Annotated in this window: 15 protein-coding genes and 1 pseudogene; 11 read left to right on the top strand and 5 right to left on the bottom strand. The window is 69.0% G+C overall.

The genetic code is table 11. The features are described from left to right. Window positions 1-94: 94 nt before the first annotated feature. Window positions 95-1111: a Gfo/Idh/MocA family oxidoreductase gene (locus PV679_RS21140; RefSeq protein WP_319681894.1), complete on the bottom strand. Its 1017-nt coding sequence runs from the start codon at window positions 1109-1111 to the stop codon at window positions 95-97. Window positions 1112-1211: 100 nt separating this feature from the next. Here PV679_RS21140 and PV679_RS21135 point away from each other — a divergent pair, with 100 nt between their 5' ends. The 7 genes from PV679_RS21135 to PV679_RS21105 all read left to right on the top strand — a co-directional run bounded on the left by PV679_RS21135 (window position 1212) and on the right by PV679_RS21105 (window position 7916). Beyond that, a complete protein-coding gene (locus tag PV679_RS21135; protein ID WP_416069766.1) occupies window positions 1212-2000 on the top strand; it encodes a GntR family transcriptional regulator in 789 nt (262 codons plus the stop codon). A gap of 191 nt (window positions 2001-2191) precedes the next feature. Beyond that, window positions 2192-3208 (top strand): sugar ABC transporter substrate-binding protein, encoded by a 1017-nt coding sequence (locus PV679_RS21130; protein WP_319681893.1) that lies wholly within the window; start codon window positions 2192-2194, stop codon window positions 3206-3208. After that, window positions 3205-4272: an ABC transporter permease gene (locus tag PV679_RS21125; protein ID WP_319681892.1), complete on the top strand. Its 1068-nt coding sequence runs from the start codon at window positions 3205-3207 to the stop codon at window positions 4270-4272. Before PV679_RS21130 ends, PV679_RS21125 begins: the two co-directional genes overlap by 4 nt. Beyond that, window positions 4269-5084, top strand: a complete 816-nt coding sequence (locus tag PV679_RS21120; protein ID WP_319681891.1) for an ATP-binding cassette domain-containing protein — start codon at window positions 4269-4271, stop codon at window positions 5082-5084. Before PV679_RS21125 ends, PV679_RS21120 begins: the two co-directional genes overlap by 4 nt. Before the next feature lie 240 nt (window positions 5085-5324). Beyond that, window positions 5325-6482 carry an ROK family glucokinase gene (locus PV679_RS21115; protein WP_319681890.1) on the top strand — a complete coding sequence of 386 codons (1158 nt, stop codon included), beginning with the start codon at window positions 5325-5327 and terminating at the stop codon, window positions 6480-6482. After that, a complete protein-coding gene (locus tag PV679_RS21110) occupies window positions 6479-7057 on the top strand; it encodes a hypothetical protein (RefSeq protein ID WP_319681889.1) in 579 nt (192 codons plus the stop codon). The genes PV679_RS21115 and PV679_RS21110 overlap by 4 nt, the downstream gene beginning before the upstream one ends. A gap of 262 nt (window positions 7058-7319) precedes the next feature. Next, window positions 7320-7916, top strand: coding sequence for a TetR/AcrR family transcriptional regulator (locus tag PV679_RS21105; RefSeq protein WP_319681888.1), 597 nt, complete (start codon window positions 7320-7322; stop codon window positions 7914-7916). A 196-nt stretch (window positions 7917-8112) separates the two neighbouring features. On the opposite strand, the gene PV679_RS21100 is transcribed toward PV679_RS21105, so the two are convergent. Beyond that, entirely contained in the window at window positions 8113-9114 is a 1002-nt protein-coding gene (locus PV679_RS21100; protein WP_319681887.1) for an aldo/keto reductase, read from the bottom strand. A gap of 220 nt (window positions 9115-9334) precedes the next feature. Between PV679_RS21100 and PV679_RS21095 the strand changes: the two genes are divergently transcribed. Beyond that, on the top strand, window positions 9335-11704 hold the full coding sequence (locus PV679_RS21095) for a SpoIIE family protein phosphatase (RefSeq protein ID WP_319681886.1): 2370 nt from the start codon (window positions 9335-9337) through the stop codon (window positions 11702-11704). 171 nt (window positions 11705-11875) lie between these two features. On the opposite strand, the gene PV679_RS21090 is transcribed toward PV679_RS21095, so the two are convergent. Further along, the gene (locus PV679_RS21090; protein ID WP_319681885.1) at window positions 11876-12502 is read right to left on the bottom strand and encodes a hypothetical protein; all 627 of its coding nucleotides are present in this window, start codon (window positions 12500-12502) and stop codon (window positions 11876-11878) included. Here PV679_RS21090 and PV679_RS21085 point away from each other — a divergent pair. Beyond that, window positions 12498-12903, top strand: a pseudogene (locus PV679_RS21085) (alpha/beta fold hydrolase); the annotation flags it as partial. The gene PV679_RS21090 and the pseudogene PV679_RS21085 overlap by 5 nt on opposite strands. Before the next feature lie 278 nt (window positions 12904-13181). Here the strand turns inward: PV679_RS21085 and PV679_RS21080 are convergent. Continuing rightward, a complete protein-coding gene (locus PV679_RS21080; protein WP_319681884.1) occupies window positions 13182-13592 on the bottom strand; it encodes a MerR family transcriptional regulator in 411 nt (136 codons plus the stop codon). A 120-nt stretch (window positions 13593-13712) separates the two neighbouring features. On the opposite strand from PV679_RS21080, the gene PV679_RS21075 reads away from it, so the two are divergent. Beyond that, window positions 13713-14426 carry an SDR family oxidoreductase gene (locus PV679_RS21075; RefSeq protein WP_319681883.1) on the top strand — a complete coding sequence of 238 codons (714 nt, stop codon included), beginning with the start codon at window positions 13713-13715 and terminating at the stop codon, window positions 14424-14426. A 172-nt stretch (window positions 14427-14598) separates the two neighbouring features. On the opposite strand, the gene PV679_RS21070 is transcribed toward PV679_RS21075, so the two are convergent. Further along, complete coding sequence (locus PV679_RS21070; RefSeq protein ID WP_319681882.1) at window positions 14599-15327, bottom strand: MerR family transcriptional regulator; 729 nt, start codon at window positions 15325-15327, stop codon at window positions 14599-14601. A gap of 173 nt (window positions 15328-15500) precedes the next feature. Between PV679_RS21070 and PV679_RS21065 the strand changes: the two genes are divergently transcribed. Beyond that, on the top strand, window positions 15501-16589 hold the full coding sequence (locus tag PV679_RS21065; RefSeq protein ID WP_319681881.1) for a PrsW family intramembrane metalloprotease: 1089 nt from the start codon (window positions 15501-15503) through the stop codon (window positions 16587-16589). The last annotated feature ends 101 nt before the right edge of the window (window positions 16590-16690 follow it).

The following is a 16690-nucleotide window of genomic DNA, read 5'->3' as shown; positions in this document are numbered from 1 at the left end:
TCGTTCGCGTACTGGATGTACTGGGACGACTCCGACAACGCGGCGAGCGTGCGTGCCAGGCGTCGCGAGCCAGGCGGGACTTTCGAAACACGCCCTAGAACACGTCCTGGCGGCCCGGGATCTCGGCCAGTGGCACCGGGCGCCGCTCGCGCCGGGACAGCTCGCACGCCTCCGCGATCCGCAGCGCGTGCAGCGCCTCCCAGCCGTCGCACGGATTGTCCAGCTCGCCGCTCACGACCCCGACGAACGCGTCCAGTTCGGCCTCGTACGCCGGCGCGAACCGCTCCAGAAAGCCGGGCCACGGATTGTCACAGGGCGGCGGGCCCTTGGGCTCGGTCGAGGTGATCGGCGTACGGTCGTCGAGGCCGACCGCGAACTGGTCCAGCTCACCGGCCAGTTCCATCCGTACGTCGTAGCCCGCTCCGTTGCAGCGGGTCGCCGTCGCGGTCGCCAGCGTCCCGTCGTCCAAGGTGAGCACCGCGGCGGCGGTGTCGATGTCTCCAGCCTCCCGGAACATCGCGGGCCCGGCGTCCGAGCCCGTCGCGTACACCTCCACCACCTCGCGTCCGGTGACCCACCGCATGATGTCGAAGTCATGGACCAGGCAGTCCCGGTACAGCCCGCCGGACAGCGGCAGATAGGCGGCGGGCGGCGGCGCCGGGTCCGAGGTGATCGCGCGTACGGTGTGCAGCCGGCCGAGCCGGCCGGACTGGACGAGTTCGCGCGCCGCGCCGTATCCCGCGTCGAAGCGGCGCATAAAACCGAGCTGCAGGACCGTGCCCGCGGACTCGACCTCGCGCAGCGCACCCAGCGTGCCCGCCAGATCCAGGGCGATCGGCTTCTCGCAGAAGGCGGGCAGACCGGCCCGCGCGGCGCGGCTGATCAGTTCGGCGTGGGCCGAGGTGGCCGACGCGATCACCACGGCGTCCACGCCCCAGGTGAAAACCTCGTCGACGGAGGGAGCGGCGGTCGATCCCGTACGGTCGGCGACCCATGCCGCCCGCGCCGAGTCGGTGTCCGCGACGACCAGGGAGCCGACATCGCGATGGCGGCTGAGCACGTCCGCGTGGAAGGTGCCGATGCGGCCCGTGCCGATGAGTCCGATGCGCATGGCCCCAAGGTGGCCGCACGTCCTCACCATGTCAAGCATTTGTCCTGACAATCGAACTTCACGACTTCCCGTCAACATTCCATGCGACTACGCTCGTCCCGTGCCCAATCAGCCGAGATCAGCGCAGCCCGGACAGGAGGCGGATCACGCTCTGCCGCTCCAGCTCGGCGTGGACCGCACCAGCCCGGTCCCGCTCTACTTCCAGCTCTCCCAGCAGTTGGAAGCGGCGATCGAGCGGGGCCGGCTCGCGCCGGGCAGTCTGCTCGGCAATGAGATCGAGCTGGCCGGCCGGCTCGGACTGTCCAGGCCCACCGTCCGGCAGGCCATCCAGACCCTGGTCGACAAAGGTCTGCTGGTGCGCCGCCGAGGCGTCGGCACCCAGGTCGTGCACAGCCAGGTCAAGCGCCCGCTGGAGCTGAGCAGCCTCTACGACGATCTGGAGGCGGCCGGCCAGCGCCCGGCCACCCGCGTCCTGCGCAACACCGTCGAGTCCGCCACCGCGGAGGCCGCCGCCGCACTCGGAGTGTCCGAGGGCACCGAGGTGCTGCTCGTCGAGCGGCTGCGGTACGCGCACGACGAGCCCATGGCGTATCTGCGCAACCATCTGCCTCTCGGCCTGTTCGACTGCGACACCGAACGCCTCGGAGCCACCGGCCTCTACCGGATGATGCGGTCCGCCGGAATCACTCTGCACAGCGCCCGCCAGACGGTGGGAGCGCGGGCGGCCACGGCCGAGGAGGCCGGTTGGCTGGCCGAGCGGCCCGGCGCGCCGCTGCTCACGATGGAGCGGACCACCTTCGACGACACCGGCCGGGCCGTCGAGTTCGGTTCGCACGTCTACCGCGCCTCGCGGTACTCCTTCGAGTTCCAGCTTCTCGTCCGCCCGTAGCCCGCCCGTAGTTCGCCCCGTAATCCTCCGGTAGCCCGCCGTTCCTCCGTCCTTCCCCGCGTGAATGTAGGGAGAGAACGCGTACCCGATGGGTACCCGCCGCGCGGGCATGACCGATACTTGGGCGGCCGGGCCCGGCTTCGAGGTGGCGCCGGCCGCACCGAGAAGCACTGCAGGAAGGGCACGGCGTCGTGGCAACGGTTCGGACAGGGGTACGCGCGATCGGCGCGGTGCTGGCGGTGGCGCTCGGCGCCTCGGCCCTCGCCGGGTGCAGCAGCACCGGCGGCAAGCGCGCCGAGGAACGGGCCCAGCGGGCCGCCGCTCAGGGACGGGCCGCGGTGAACACACCCGAGTGGACCGTGGCCATGGTCACTCACTCCGGCGACGGTGACACCTTCTGGGACATCGTGCAGAAGGGCGCCAAGCAGGCGGCCGTCAAGGACAACATCAAATTCCTGTACGCGAACAGCGACGAGGGCCAGCAGCAGGCGCAGCTCGTCCAGTCCTACATCGACAAGAAGGTCGACGGGCTGATCGTCACGCTCGCCAAGCCCGACGCGATGAAGGATGTCGTCGCCAAGGCGGTCAGGGCCGGTATCCCGGTGATCACCGTGAACTCCGGCACCGAGCAGTCCAAGGCGTTCGGCGCGCTCAGCCATATAGGCCAGGACGAGTCCATAGCCGGCGAGGCCGTCGGCGAGGAGCTGGACAAGCGCGGCAAGAAGAAGGCCCTCTGCGTCATCCACGAGCAGGGCAACGTCGGCCATGAGCAGCGCTGCGCCGGAGCGAAGAAGACCTTCGGCGGCCGGCTCGAAAACCTCTATGTCGACGGTACGAACATGCCGGACGTCCAGGCGTCCATCGAGGCCAAGCTGCAGACTGACCGGAGCATCGACGCCGTCGTCACCCTGGGCGCGCCGTTCGCGGACGCCGCGGTCCAGGCCAAGCGGTCCGCGGACAGCGAGGCCGAGATCGACACCTTCGACCTGAACGCCAAGGTCGCCTCCTTGCTCAAGGCCGGCACGCTCGGCTTCGCCGTCGACCAGCAGCCCTACCTCCAGGGCTACGAGGCCGTGGACCTGCTCTGGCTCTACCGGTACAACGCCGATGTGCTCGGCGGCGGACGCCCGGTCCTGACCGGCCCGCAGATCATCACCGGAAAGGACGCCGGAGCGCTGGAGGGCTACACGGAGCGGGGGACCCGATGACCGCGACCGCGCCCCCGGTGAACGACCGGCCCGACCGGGCCCCGGCCGGCGACGAGCGTCTGCTCGGCACCTCGCCGCTGCGCAAGCTGCTCGGCAGGCCCGAGCTGGGAGCGGTCGTCGGCGCCGTCGCCGTGTTCCTCTTCTTCTCCGTCGTGGCGGACTCCTTCCTGCGGGCGTCCAGCTTCGGAACCGTCCTGTACGCCGCCTCGACGATCGGGATCATGGCGGTCCCGGTGGCGCTGCTGATGATCGGCGGCGAGTTCGATCTCTCCGCCGGTGTGATGGTGACCAGTTCCGCGCTGATCTCCTCGATGTTCAGCTACCAGATGACGGCGAACGTCTGGGTCGGCGTCGTGGTTTCTCTGCTGGTCACACTGGCGCTCGGCGCGTTCAACGGCGTCATGCTGACCCGTACGAAGCTGCCGAGCTTCATCATCACGCTGGGCACGTTCCTGATGCTCACCGGACTCAACCTCGGCCTGACGAAGCTGATCAGCGGCACGGTGTCGACCAAGACCATCGGCGACATGGAGGGCTTCTCCTCCGCCAGGAAGCTCTTCGCGTCGCAGCTCACCATCGGTGACGTCGATCTCAAGGTCACCATCGCGTGGTGGGCCGCGCTGGTCGCGCTGGCCACCTGGATTCTGCTGCGTACTCGCTTCGGCAACTGGATCTTCGCGGCCGGCGGCAACGCCGACGCCGCCCGCGCGGTCGGTGTGCCGGTGCGGAAGACCAAGATCGCGCTGTATATGGGTGTGGCCTTCTGCGCCTGGGTCTCCGGACAGCATCTGCTCTTCTCGTTCGATGTCGTCCAGTCCGGTGAAGGCGTCGGCAATGAGCTGATCTTCATCATCGCGGCCGTCATCGGCGGCTGTCTGATCACCGGTGGCTACGGCTCCGCGATCGGCTCCGCCGTCGGCGCGTTCATCTTCGGCATGACCAGCAAGGGCATCGTCTACGCGGAGTGGAACCCGGACTGGTTCAAGTTCTTTCTCGGAGCGATGCTCCTTCTGGCCACCCTGCTCAACGCGTGGGTGCGCAAGCGCGCGGAGGCTTCCCGATGACGGCACTGGTCCAACTCGACAACGTCAGCAAGTACTACGGCAATGTCCGGGCGCTGGAGGGCGTCTCGCTGGAGGTCCATCCCGGCGAGATCAGCTGTGTGCTCGGCGACAACGGCGCCGGCAAGTCCACCTTGATCAAGATCATCGCGGGGTTGCACCGGCACGACGCGGGCGACTTCCTGATCGAGGGCGAGAACACCAGCCTCGGCTCGCCGCGCGAGGCCCTGGATCTGGGCATCGCCACGGTCTACCAGGACCTCGCCGTCGTACCGCTGATGCCGGTCTGGCGGAACTTCTTCCTCGGCTCCGAGCCGACCCGGGGCAGCGGGCCCTTCAAACGGCTCGATGTCGAGCTGATGCGCGAGACCACCCGTACCGAGATGCTGCGGATGGGCATCGACCTGCGCGATGTCGACCAGCCCATCGGCACTCTCTCCGGCGGCGAACGTCAGTGTGTGGCCATCGCGCGCGCCGTCCACTTCGGTGCGAAGGTCCTCGTCCTCGACGAGCCGACGGCGGCCCTCGGTGTCAAGCAGTCCGGTGTGGTCCTCAAGTACGTCGCCGCCGCACGTGACGCGGGGCTCGGCGTCGTGCTCATCACCCACAACCCGCACCACGCCTTCCTGGTCGGTGACCGGTTCGTGCTGCTGAAGCGCGGTGTCATGGCCGGCAGCCACACCAGGGACTCGATCACGCTGGACGAGCTGACCCGCCAGATGGCCGGCGGATCCGAGCTGGAGGAACTCAGCCACGAGCTGGAGCGCGCTTCCGCTCCCGGCCGCCTCGGCGGCCCTCAGACGGACGCGATCTGACCCGGGCGGACGCCGCGGGCCCGGCCGGAACCGCGGCCCCGGGCGTCCGCGCCGGGCCGCACAGCGAACCGGTCCGTGCCGGATGGCAGAATCGGCCATGGCGGACGCCGTCCGCCGCCGCCGGCCACCGGGCCGGCCGGCTCCCGACCCCGCAGGGACGACACGACTCGTGCGAGCACCCAGCCGCCGGCCCACCCGGCACGGCAAGCCTGAGCCGACGGACACCAGGGGGCCGGGCCGATGAGCACGTATCGCGACTTCGCGCACCGCGGCTCCGCCCGCGCCACCGTCCTGCGGACCGTCGGCACCCGTGAGCGCCGCTCCCTCCTCACCGCACCCCGGGTACCGACCGTCGGCATCGACATCGGCGGCACGAAGGTGATGGCCGGGGTCGTCGATCCGGACGGCAACATCCTGGAGAAGCTGCGCACCGAGACACCCGACAAGTCCAAGAGCCCCCGGGTCGTCGAGGACACCATCGTCGAGCTGGTGCTCGACCTCTCCGACCGCCACGATGTGCACGCCGTCGGCATCGGCGCGGCCGGCTGGGTGGACGCCGACCGCTCCAAGGTGCTGTTCGCGCCGCATCTCGCCTGGCGCGACGAGCCGCTCAGGGACGCCATCTCCGCCCGGCTCGCGGTGCCCGTGATGGTCGACAACGACGCCAACACCGCGGCCTGGGCGGAATGGCGCTTCGGGGCCGGCCGCGGCGAGGACCATCTGGTGATGATCACTCTCGGCACCGGCATCGGCGGCGCCATCCTGGAGGACGGCCTCGTCAAGCGCGGCAAGTTCGGTGTGGCGGGCGAGTTCGGCCATATGCAGGTCGTGCCCGGCGGCCATCGCTGCCCGTGCGGCAACCGCGGCTGCTGGGAGCAGTACAGCTCCGGCAACGCCCTGGTCCGGGAGGCGCGAGAGCTGGCCGTGGCCGACTCACCGGTCGCGTACAACATCATCGACCGCGTCAAGGGCAACGTCCACGAGATCACCGGGCCGCTGATCACCGAGCTCGCCCGGGAGGGCGACGCCATGTGTGTCGAGCTGTTCCAGGACATCGGACAGTGGCTCGGCGTCGGCATCGCGAATCTGGCCGCGGCCCTCGACCCGTCCTGCTTCGTCATCGGCGGCGGCGTCAGCGCCGCCGACGATCTGCTGATCGGCCCGGCCCGCGACGCCTTCCGCCGCCATCTCACCGGCCGCGGCTACCGGCCCGAGGCCCGGATCGTCAAGGCACAGCTCGGCCCCGAGGCGGGCATGGTCGGCGCGGCCGATCTCGCCAGACTGGTGGCCCGCCGCTTCCGCCGGGCCAACCGCCGGCGCGTCGAGCGCCATGAGCGGTACGAGCGCTACGCCCAGGCCATCCGTACCGCCAGGACGACCCAGGAACCGCCCTCATGAGCCTGCACCCCATGCCGCCGGCCACGGAAGAGGGCGTCAAGCCGCCCGAGGACCGCGGCCACCGCATCCGCCGCCGCTGGCTGACCGCCATTGTCATCGTGCTGCTCATCGGCATTCCGGCCGGCTATCTGGTGATCTCGGCCGAGCAGAGCCGCGACAGCGGCCGGAACAAGGAGGCGGAAGCCTCGGCCACGCACCTCCAGCGGCTGCGGCCCTCCAAGATGAAGCGCCGTATCTTCGAGGTGCCGGTCCCGGCCGGAGCCACGCGGGTGCGCTACTACGAGACGAGCAACTGGAAGTCCAGCCGGCTGTACGTCCAGTTCGACGTCACCTCCGGGCGGCTCGACACCTTTCTGACCGAGCTCGGGACCAGCCGTTCCGCGCTCAAGGACGGCGCCATCACCATCACGCCCCGCGACCGGCGCACCGTCGGCTGGAATTTCGACATCCCGGGCCACGACTGGGCGGGTACCAGCCATCGGCAGCCGGACCCGCGGCCCAGCCAGGACGTCGTCGTCGATCTGACCGAGCCCGGTTTTCCGCGGGTGTACGTCGTCTCCACCACGACTCCTTGATCTTCCGGGGACGGTAGAGAGGGTGACCACGGCGAGGCCGATGCCGAGAACGGGGCCGAGGACCGGGCCGCGGCGGCGGTGTCGGTGTCGGTCGTCGTGGCGCCGAGTGCGATCGCGCGGCTGACGAGGTCCGCGGGTCGTCCTCGGCCGGGGCGGCATGCGGGCCGTGGGCCGTGCCGTTCGCTGTGTCCTGGACCTCTTACGACCACCTCTTACGACCACCTCTTACGACCCGGTGGCCGTCGTTCCCTATCCTGACCGGGTGACCGACGAATCCGCCGCCCCCGATCGCCCGCCCCGCAAACGGGACTCGGCCGCCACCAAGCTGGCCATTCTCGACGCCGCCCGCGAGGTCTTCACCCGCTCGGGGTACGACGCGGCGGGCCTGCGGGAGATCGCCGGTCTCGCCGGTGTCGACCCGCGGCTGATCGGCCGTTACTTCGGTTCGAAGGAACTGCTGTTCACACAGGTGGTCGCCGACGCCTACGGCAACCATCTGATGATGACGCCGGAGGCCAACGCGGAGGCCGCGCGCTCGCTGCTGACCGACCCCACGCAGGCCCACCGGGACGGGATGCTCCTCACGCTCCGCTCGGCGCCCAGCGAACGGGCGGCCGAGATCATGCGCGTAAGCCTGGAACGCGACTTCCAGCAGGCGCTCGCCGACGAGCTCGAAGGGCCGCACGCCGCCGCCCGCGCCGCGCTGCTCGTCGCCATCTGCACCGGGGTTCAGTTCATGCGCAATGTGCTCCACAACAGCGCCCTGGCCGAGGGCGATCCCGAGGTGCTGGTGGACCTCCTCAGGACCGCCCTGGACGCCGTCGCTACCGCTCCGTCCGTTCCGGACGCCGCGGAGTAGGCCCTTGGCACGCTCGTTTCGGCTCAGGCGGATCTGATCGCGGTGGCCGTCCGACGGCCGTCTCTGGTCGTGCGCGCCTTCGGCGAATGGCTTTCGCCGCAGTGAAGGGACTTCGGCGTGGTGGCGGGGAAGCCACTCGGACGAAGGCCGGCACTCGGGCGACCGCGGACGTATGGCCGCGGCGCACCGAGGCCGGTCAGCTCAGCGGCGGGGTAACGCCGTAGGACCAGTTGTGATCCATCCGCGTCTCTCGTTCTCCGACGACCTGAAGGCCGTTCAGGCGGGCGAGTTCCGCGCCGGTGAGCGCCAGCCGGGCGGCGCCGGTGTTCTCCTCCAGACGGGAGACATGCAGTGTGCCGGGGATCGGGACGACGTCGGGCGCCTGGGCCAGCAGCCACGCGAGCGCGACCTGACCGGGCGCCGCGTCATGGGCGGTGGCGATCTCCCGTACAACCTCCACGGCGGCGAGATTGGCCTCGAACGCCTCGCGTGCGAAGCGCGGCATCAGCCGCCGGTAGTCGTTCTCCGGCAGGTCGTCGAAGGATGTGATCGTGCCGGTCAGCATGCCGCGACCCAGCGGGCTGTACGGCACTACGCCGATGCCGAGCTCGCGGGTGAGAGGCACGACCTCCTTCTCGATGTCGCGTGACCACAGTGACCACTCGGTCTGGACAGCGGTGATCGGGTGGACGGCGTGGGCGCGTCGGATCGTGTCGGGTGCCGCCTCACTGAGGCCGAGGTGGCGCGCCTTGCCCTCGGTGACGAGCTCGGACATCGCGCCGACCGTCTCCTCGATCGGGACGTCGGGGTCCATTCGGTGGTAGTAGTACAAATCGACATAGTCGGTACCGAGCAGGGTGAGCGAACGCTCGATCCGCTCGCGGACGTACTCGGGCCGGCCATTCATGAGCGGCGCCTCGTCGCCGCCGGCGGACCTGACGATGCCGAACTTGGTGGCGACGGCGACCTGGTCCCGGCGGCCGGCGATGGCCTTGCCGATGCGCTCCTCGCTGTCGCCGTAGAGGTCGGCCGTGTCGATCATCGTCGCGCCCAGCTCGATCGCGCGGTCGATGAGCGCACCGGCGGTGTCGTCGGTGGCGTGTTCCTGTCCCTGTCCGTAAGGCCGGGCGAAGCTCATCGCGCCGTAACCCACGGCACCGACCGTCAGGCCACCGGGAGTGCGCGGGGAAATGGTCATGGAGCGTTCCTCGCTGGATCGTCGCGCAAGGCATGTCCTCACGTGTGGACCAACGTAAGTCCACACTCGTGGAAATGCCAAACGAGCCATGCTCCAGGGCCCCACGAGCACCGTCGCCGCTGTCAGGGTGTGGTCACGCCGTGCGCCGTGAAGCCGTGCGAGTGGTGAGTCGCCCGGCCTGTGGAACACTGGATAGGGGCCGCAACAGGAGCGGATGATCATGAATACTTCGGCGTGGCGGGAGTCCGGCGGGGAAGTCGTGGAACCGACCGCGGATCGCGTGGCACGGCTGTTGGTCGGCGCCGACGGCATGGTGACCGACTGGGGTTCGGCCGCGGAGCGTCTTCTGGGATACCGGGCTCGTGATGTCCTTGGCCGACCGGTGGCGGATCTGCTCGCGATGAGAAGCGGTGCCGATTCCGGGTACGGCGAGGTTGTGCTCCGGCACCGCGACGGCCATTCCGTGCGCTGCAGGCTCCGGGTCGAAGGACAGGACGGTATGGGCCCTTGCCTGGCCGTGGAGCTGTCGCCGGCCGGGCGCATCCCGCCCTCGGACGTCGAACGGGCGCTCCTGGAGGCGCTGTTCACCCGCTCTCCCATCGGTTTGATCCTCGTGGACCCTCAACTGCGGCTGGTGCGCTTCAACGCCGTGGCGGAGGGAATGCACGGCACCGGGATACGGGAGGTCGTCGGGCTGCGCCCGACTCAGGCGTGGCCCGAGTTCAGCGGCGAGACGGTGGAGCGGGTGATGGGCGAGGTCCTCAGGACCGGTGAGCCCGTGATCGAGTTCGAAAAACGCGGTCGGCCGCCCGGCGATCCCGCGCGGGAACACGTCTATTCGGCGTCCGCGTTCCGCCTCCAGGCCCGCGACGGCCGGATTCTCGGGGTGGCCGACGTCGTGGTCGATGTCACCGAACGCCACAGGGCCGAGCAGCGCCTCGCACTGATGGCCGAGGCCAGCGCGCGGATCGGCACCACCTTGGACCTGCTGCGCACAGCCCAGGAACTGGCGGAACTGGTGGTGCCCCGGCTGACGGACAGCGTCTCCGTGGACATCCTGGATCCGGTGTTCGGCGGGGAGAGGATCCCGCCCGGTCCCGTCACGGGAACCGCCGTCCTGCGGCGTGCCGCCTCGTGTTCCCGCCGCACCGATACCGCGCCCGGGGCCTACGCCACCGGAGAGATCAGCAGCTATCCGGGAGACGCGCCCGCCTGCCAGGTGCTGGCCGACCTCACGCCGCGGCTGGTGCGCGACATCACCGAGGACAGTCCGTGGGTGGGCGGCGATCCGGTGCGGGGACGCAAGATGCTGGAGAACCACGTTCACTCGCTGATGCTGGTGCCTCTCGTCGTCCGCGGCCGCGCCCTGGGACTGGTCTGCTTCTACCGGTGGGCCACGGCGGACGGCCCGTTCGACGAGGATGACCTCGCGCTCGCTGTGGACCTGACGAGCCGGGCGGCGGTGGCCCTGGACAACGGCCGCCGCTACATCCGCGAGCGCAACGCCGTACTCGCCCTCCAGCAAGGCATGCTGCCCCAGCGCTTCCCCACACCCCGCGCCGTGGACTGGGCTCATCACATGATCTATTCCGGAGCCGGCGGCGACTGGACCGACGTCATCCCCCTTCCCGGGGCCCGTGTCGCGCTCGTCACCGGCAGCACCCCGGGCCGTGGCGTGCGCACGGCCGCCACCATGGGCCGGCTCCGTGCGGCCGTGCACACCTTGGCCAATCTCGACCAGGCCCCGAACGAACTCCTCGCCCGCCTCGACGACCTGGTCCGCGCCCTCGGCAGGGAAACCGGCGAAACCAGCGCCGACACCCCCGTCGGCGCGACCTGCCTCTACCTGGTCTACGACCCCGTGAACCGCTGCGTCAGCATGGCCTCGGCAGGCCACCCCGCACCGATCCTCGCCCAGCCCGACGGCACCGTCACCGTGCCGGCCCCTCCCGCCGGCGAAGCCCTCGGCTGCCCAGGTCCACCGTTCGAGAAGGCCGCAATGGACCTGCCCGAAGGCAGCCTGATCGTGCTCCACACCCGCGGACTCCTTCAGAAGTTCCCGGCCCGTATCGGGTCGGCCGAGCTGGAACACCTCGTGACCTCGCCGACCGGATCCCCGCAGAACCTCAGCCTGACCCTCACCGAGACGCTGGTGCCCTCGGATCCGCACGAGGACGCGGCCGTCCTGGTGGCCCGCACCCGCCCGCTGGACCCGGACAGTGTCGCCGTCTGGGACCTGCCGTCCGATCCCGCCGCCGTCGCCACCGCGCGCCAACTGGCCACCCGCCAACTGGCGGCCTGGGGACTGGCGGAGGAAGACGCGTTCGCCACCGAACTGATCGTCAGCGAACTCGTCACCAACGCCATCCGCTACGCCGCGCCTCCCATCCGGCTACGTCTCATCCGCGACCGGGCCCTCACCTGCGAAGTGTCGGACTCCAGCAGCGCCGCACCCTTCCTGCGGCACGCCCGCACCACCGACGAGGGCGGCCGGGGCCTGCTGCTGGTCGCCCAGCTCGCCGAACGCTGGGGAACGCGCTACCAGGAACGAGGCAAGATCATCTGGACCGAGCAGCCGATCACCGCATAGCGCGCGGCGCGAGACCAGGACGGCGGTGCGGCCCGGAATGCGCCGGAGGCCGCGGGGAGGCGCGATCCCGGAAGGCTTCCGGGTTACGGAGACCCGTCCAGGGGCGTCCAGTTGGTCCAGGGCAGGTGCGTAAGCCTCGAACCCTCGCGTTCGGTGGGCGGATTCCAGCGGTTACCGCATGTGACGCTCGAACCAGTCGAGCATCTCCTTGGGCTCCCTCTGGAAGTGGAGGTAGCCGTCCCAGCGCGCCGTCGTGCCGTGGATCCAGACGAGCTTCTTCTCCGCGATCGGGATGTTGTCGTACATGGCCCGCACATCGCTGGGCCGGGTCATCAGGTCGTCGTGGACTTGGTACAGGAACGTCGGGACCGTGACGCTCTTCGCCGCCTCGACCGGTGACATCTCGTCGAATCGGAAGCTCACGATGAGCCGCACCTTCTCTTCGAGCTCGTCGATGCGCTCGCCGCTGCCGAGCCGTTCAAGGGTCCGCCGCATGGTCACGCCGACGGACAGGGGCTGCGGGGAGACCACACAGCGCACCTCCTCGAAGTGCTCGGGGTACATCTGCATCGCGAACATGGTCGCGTTGGAACCCTGGCAGCGGCTGAACAGCCCGATGGTCATGTCCTTGAGCTTTTCGTCGCCGCGCGCGTACATCAGCGAGCCGACGACGTCGCGTGCCTCGAAGCGGCCTCCGCTGCCGATCCCACCGTTGCCTGTGCCGCTGTGGCCGAGGTTGCGCATGTCGTAGGTGAGGACGTTGTAGCCGGCCTCGTGCAGGATCCGGTAGTCGGGCACGAAGTCGACCTCGAATCCGTCGGACGGCTATGACTCCGCGACGATGAGCGACGACATCGCCGAGCTGATGACCCACCTCGGACACGAGACATACGCCGTGGCGGGCGAGGACTGGGGAGCGGTGATCGGCTACCAGCTCGCCGCGCGCCACCGTGACCGTGTCACCGCTCTTGTGTTCGCCGAGGCCCTGTTCCCGGGATTCGGCCTCGCGGAAGAAGCTGGATGTCCCGGTCCTGGCGCTCGGCGGCTCGGCCTTCATCGGCGACCGCAACGAGTCCCAGATGCGGCTGATGGCCCGCGACGTCACCGGACATGTCTTCGACGCCGGCCACGACCTCGCGGAGGAAGTACCCGACGAGATGGCCGACGTGGTCCTGCCGTTCCTGGCCGCGCGCCGGTAACCGCAGCCGGCCGCCGAGGCCCGCGAGCTGAAGCGGCCCCCACGCCGTGGGGCCGCGTGGCCGAGCGGACCTGCCCGGTCCCGCGCCTCAAGAGCCGGAACTCTCCTGACGATCATGGCGCTCCGGGTCGTGATGGCGGTGAGTACCGGCCTCATCTACGTCACAGCACCCAGCGTCGTCGTACGCCTCGTGGCTCCGGCTCATCAGCGGCGCCTGCCGAGTGTCCGCAGCCATGATGTGGTGACCCGAGCGGGTGCGTCGTGCGAGGCGCGGGGGAGTCATCGGCTTCCGGCTGAGGCGGAGTCCCCAGTGAGTGACTGGTCGAGCGAGGACGGGCACGACTCCGTGTCCGGGTGCGTGGCGAGATTGATCAGGACATCGAGTCGGCGGCCCGCTTCCTGCAGCTCAGCGACCTTCGCTCTGATACGGACGCGCTCGTCGAGCACGCGGTCGAGCAACTGGGGACCGACGTGGCGGGCGTCGATGGCCGGCAGAAGGGTTGCCATCAGACGGCTGCCGAGTCCGGCCGTGTAGAGCTGCTGGATGAGCCCCACGCGGTCCACGGCCGACTCCGGGTAGACGCGCTGACCGCTGGCCGTGCGCTGGGGACGAAGAAGGCCCTGCTCCTCGTAGTAGCGCAGGGCACGCGTGCTGACTCCGGCCCTGTCGGCCAGTTCGCCGATACGCATCTGGCTCCTCCTGCTCGTGTTGTCGCCTGTCACGACTTGCCCTTCACGTTGACGTCAGGTTTTAGCGTAGGCGGCACAGGGCGGACGCGGATCTCCCACCGCCCACCGAAAGGACAGAACATGAACATTGCCGGTTCCACCGCGCTCGTGACAGGAGCCAATCGCGGGATCGGTCGGCGCTTCGTCGATCAGTTGTTGGCCCGGGGGGCCAGGAAGGTCTACGCCACGGCTCGACGCCCGGAGCTGCTCGACACGTCCGACTCGCGGGTCACGCCGCTGTACCTGGACTTGCTGGACGAGAAGTCGATCGCGGACGCCGCCGCGGCAGCCCAGGACGTCACATTGCTGATCAACAACGCCGGCATCGCGACCGGGGCCAACCTCGTGACCGACGACCTGGACACGATCCGGCAGGACCTGGAAACCCACCTTTTCGGCACGCTCCGGGTCATTCGCGCCTTCGCTCCAGCCCTCGCCGCCAACGGCGGAGGAGCGGTCGTGAACATCCTCTCCGTGCTGTCGTGGGTCGCCACCGAAGGGACAGGTTCCTACTCCGTGGCCAAGGCCGCGGAGTGGAACATGACCAACAGCGTGCGCCTTGAGCTTTCCGGTCAGCGGACCCTTGTCCAGGGCGTGCACCTGGCCGCCGCGGACACCGACATGACGGCGGGACGCGACGCTCCCAAGATCGACCCGGCGGACGTCGCACGAGCCAGCCTCGACGGTGTGCAGGCCAGGGTCATCGAGATACTGGTCGACGACCCCAGTCGCTTCGTCAAGGCCGCACTCTCGGGCGACCCCGCGCAGCTCTACAGTCCTCCGTCCGGGACCTGACCCTTCCCGGCGCGCCCAGAGCGGGTCTTCGGCTCGACCGGCTGTCGCGCCGGCGGATACAGGCGGCGACGGCGGCGTTCCGCTCGTCGTGGGCGCGATGGCCGGTGCCGTTCGACGCGGAGTGGCGCAGGGCCGCGAATTCGGACTCGATTCATACGCCTTCACAACCGGCTCAGATCAGACCAGTCGCTTTCCAGATGCGTACGAACACGTCGAGCTGCGCGGGGTTGTAGAGATCGAGCATCGCCTTGATCACGGCGTCGGTCGCTGCCTGCTGACCGGCCGCCGCGTGCTCGGCGGTATGTGGTGACCTCGGGTGCTTCTCAAGAAGCGCGCGCATCTGCGGGCTGATGCGCTGAGCGATCCGTTCGCGGGTTTCCTCGTCGGCATCCGGCGCGAGCGTGTCGAACTCGTCGGTCGCATCGTCTGGCTCGTAGTCCTGCAAGAGAGCTTGCCAGTGCTGTGTATCGTCACCGTCGATCACGTGGGAGATCACGGCGAACAATGACCGGTCCGCGTGCGACAATCGCGCTCGGGTCGCCGCAGCCGAAATGTCAAAGGGAAGGTCGGTCGGCACCGGTTGGCGGCGCAGTTTGGCTATCTCCTTTCTCGCCTCTTTCAGCTTTTGAATCGTGGCGGTGAGTTCCGCGTCCACCACGTCCAGGGTCTCCTCCAGATGCTCCGACTCGCCACCCTCCATGGTCGCGATGGTGGCGAGAGGGAAACCGAGTCTGGTGAGACGGCGGATCTGCAGAACTCGCACGAGGTGCTCAGTGCGGTAGGCCTTATAGCCGTTCGGCAGTCGCTCCGGCTCGTCGAGCAGGCCCATCTCGTGGTAGTGCCGGACGGTGCGCAGAGTCGTGCCGGCGAGTTCCGCCACCTCCCGCGTGCTCCAGCCCATGCTGGTCCTTCCCGCTCTGTGTCTCATGGCCATCGCTGACTTGAGTATGCCGCAACGGCACAGTGTCTCCTGGAAGGGCGACCGCGTACGGCGGTGGTGAGATGCCGAGAAGGAACAGAATGCAAACAGCGATGAGGCCGGGACGAAGTCGGGCGTGGATACTCTGGCCCCCGGTGGCAGGCGCCGCATGGATCGCATCCGTAGCCTGGGTGGCCAGTCAGATCGGGCTGGACGGGGTGATCGCCGGCCTCGTGCTGTCTGTCCTCCTCGCCTTCCCGATCGTGAGTGCTTTCGTGTGGCTGGACCGCTGGGCGCGTGAGCGTCCGCGCCGACTTGTTTCGGCGTTCGCGTGGGGTGGATCGCTGGCCGCGTTCTCCGCGATCTGGTCGCAAGAAGGACTCCAGACCCTTGTCGACACCACGGTGAGCACCGATTTCGGTGACTGGTTCCGCCCGCTCGTCATCACGCCTGTCACCGAGGAAGTCTTCAAGGGCCTGTTTCTGGTATGGCTGTTGATCTACCGCCGCAGGCAGATCACCGGCCTGCTCGACGGGATCGTCTACGCGGGTCTCGTCGGCGCCGGATTCTCCTTCACGGAGAACATCCTCTACCTCGGCCGCGCCATCACCACCTTCGCCGAATCAGACACGTCCGACGCGCACGCGGTCGCGGTACTCGGCATCAGCCTCTTCCTGCGCGCGGTGATGGTGCCGTTCTTCCACCCACTCATGGTCACCTTGTTCGGGATAGGCATCGCCGCGTCGGCCGGCAAGCGCAGCCAAGCCGCGCGCATCGGACTCGCCCTCGCAGGTCTGCTCGCCGCGATCACGCTGCACGGTGTATGGGACTGGACCTCTCTCGCCGGAAAGGATCCGCTTCTGATCTACAAAATCTACGGAGCCGTCCTGGTCCCCGTATTCCTCACGATGCTGATCCTCGCGCTCGTGCTCCGCAAGCGCGAAGGGAGAATGATCGCCGCATCGCTGCCGGTTCTCGCGCGCGACGGATACATCGCTCCCGAAGAAGTGGCACCACTCGCGAATCTCAAAGAACGCCGCCGCTGGAGGAAAAATATGCGACGCCGCTCCGGTCGCACCGCGGCTCACGCCACAGGCCGCTATCAAGCGGAGGCGAGCGCGCTCAGCATCCGAATGACCCGCGCACACGTCACCGGAAACCGAGATGGGCTCGACGAACAAGCACAGGCAGCCGCGTTCGCCAGAACGGAAATGCTCAGGGCCCTCGCGGTTTCGAATGCCTAAGGACTGTCCCGTAATCCCGGCGGGCGCGCGGGATTACGGGACGGCCCTTGGGTAAAGGTATGCGGATGGGCAGGCCGGAGGCGCGGACGGCGGTGGACCAC

The organism is Streptomyces sp. AK02-01A (genome assembly GCF_033795305.1).
GTDB lineage: Bacteria > Actinomycetota > Actinomycetes > Streptomycetales > Streptomycetaceae > Streptomyces.
Note: the sequence above shows the minus strand (reverse complement) of the source record. Positions and strands in the feature narration are given on the sequence as shown.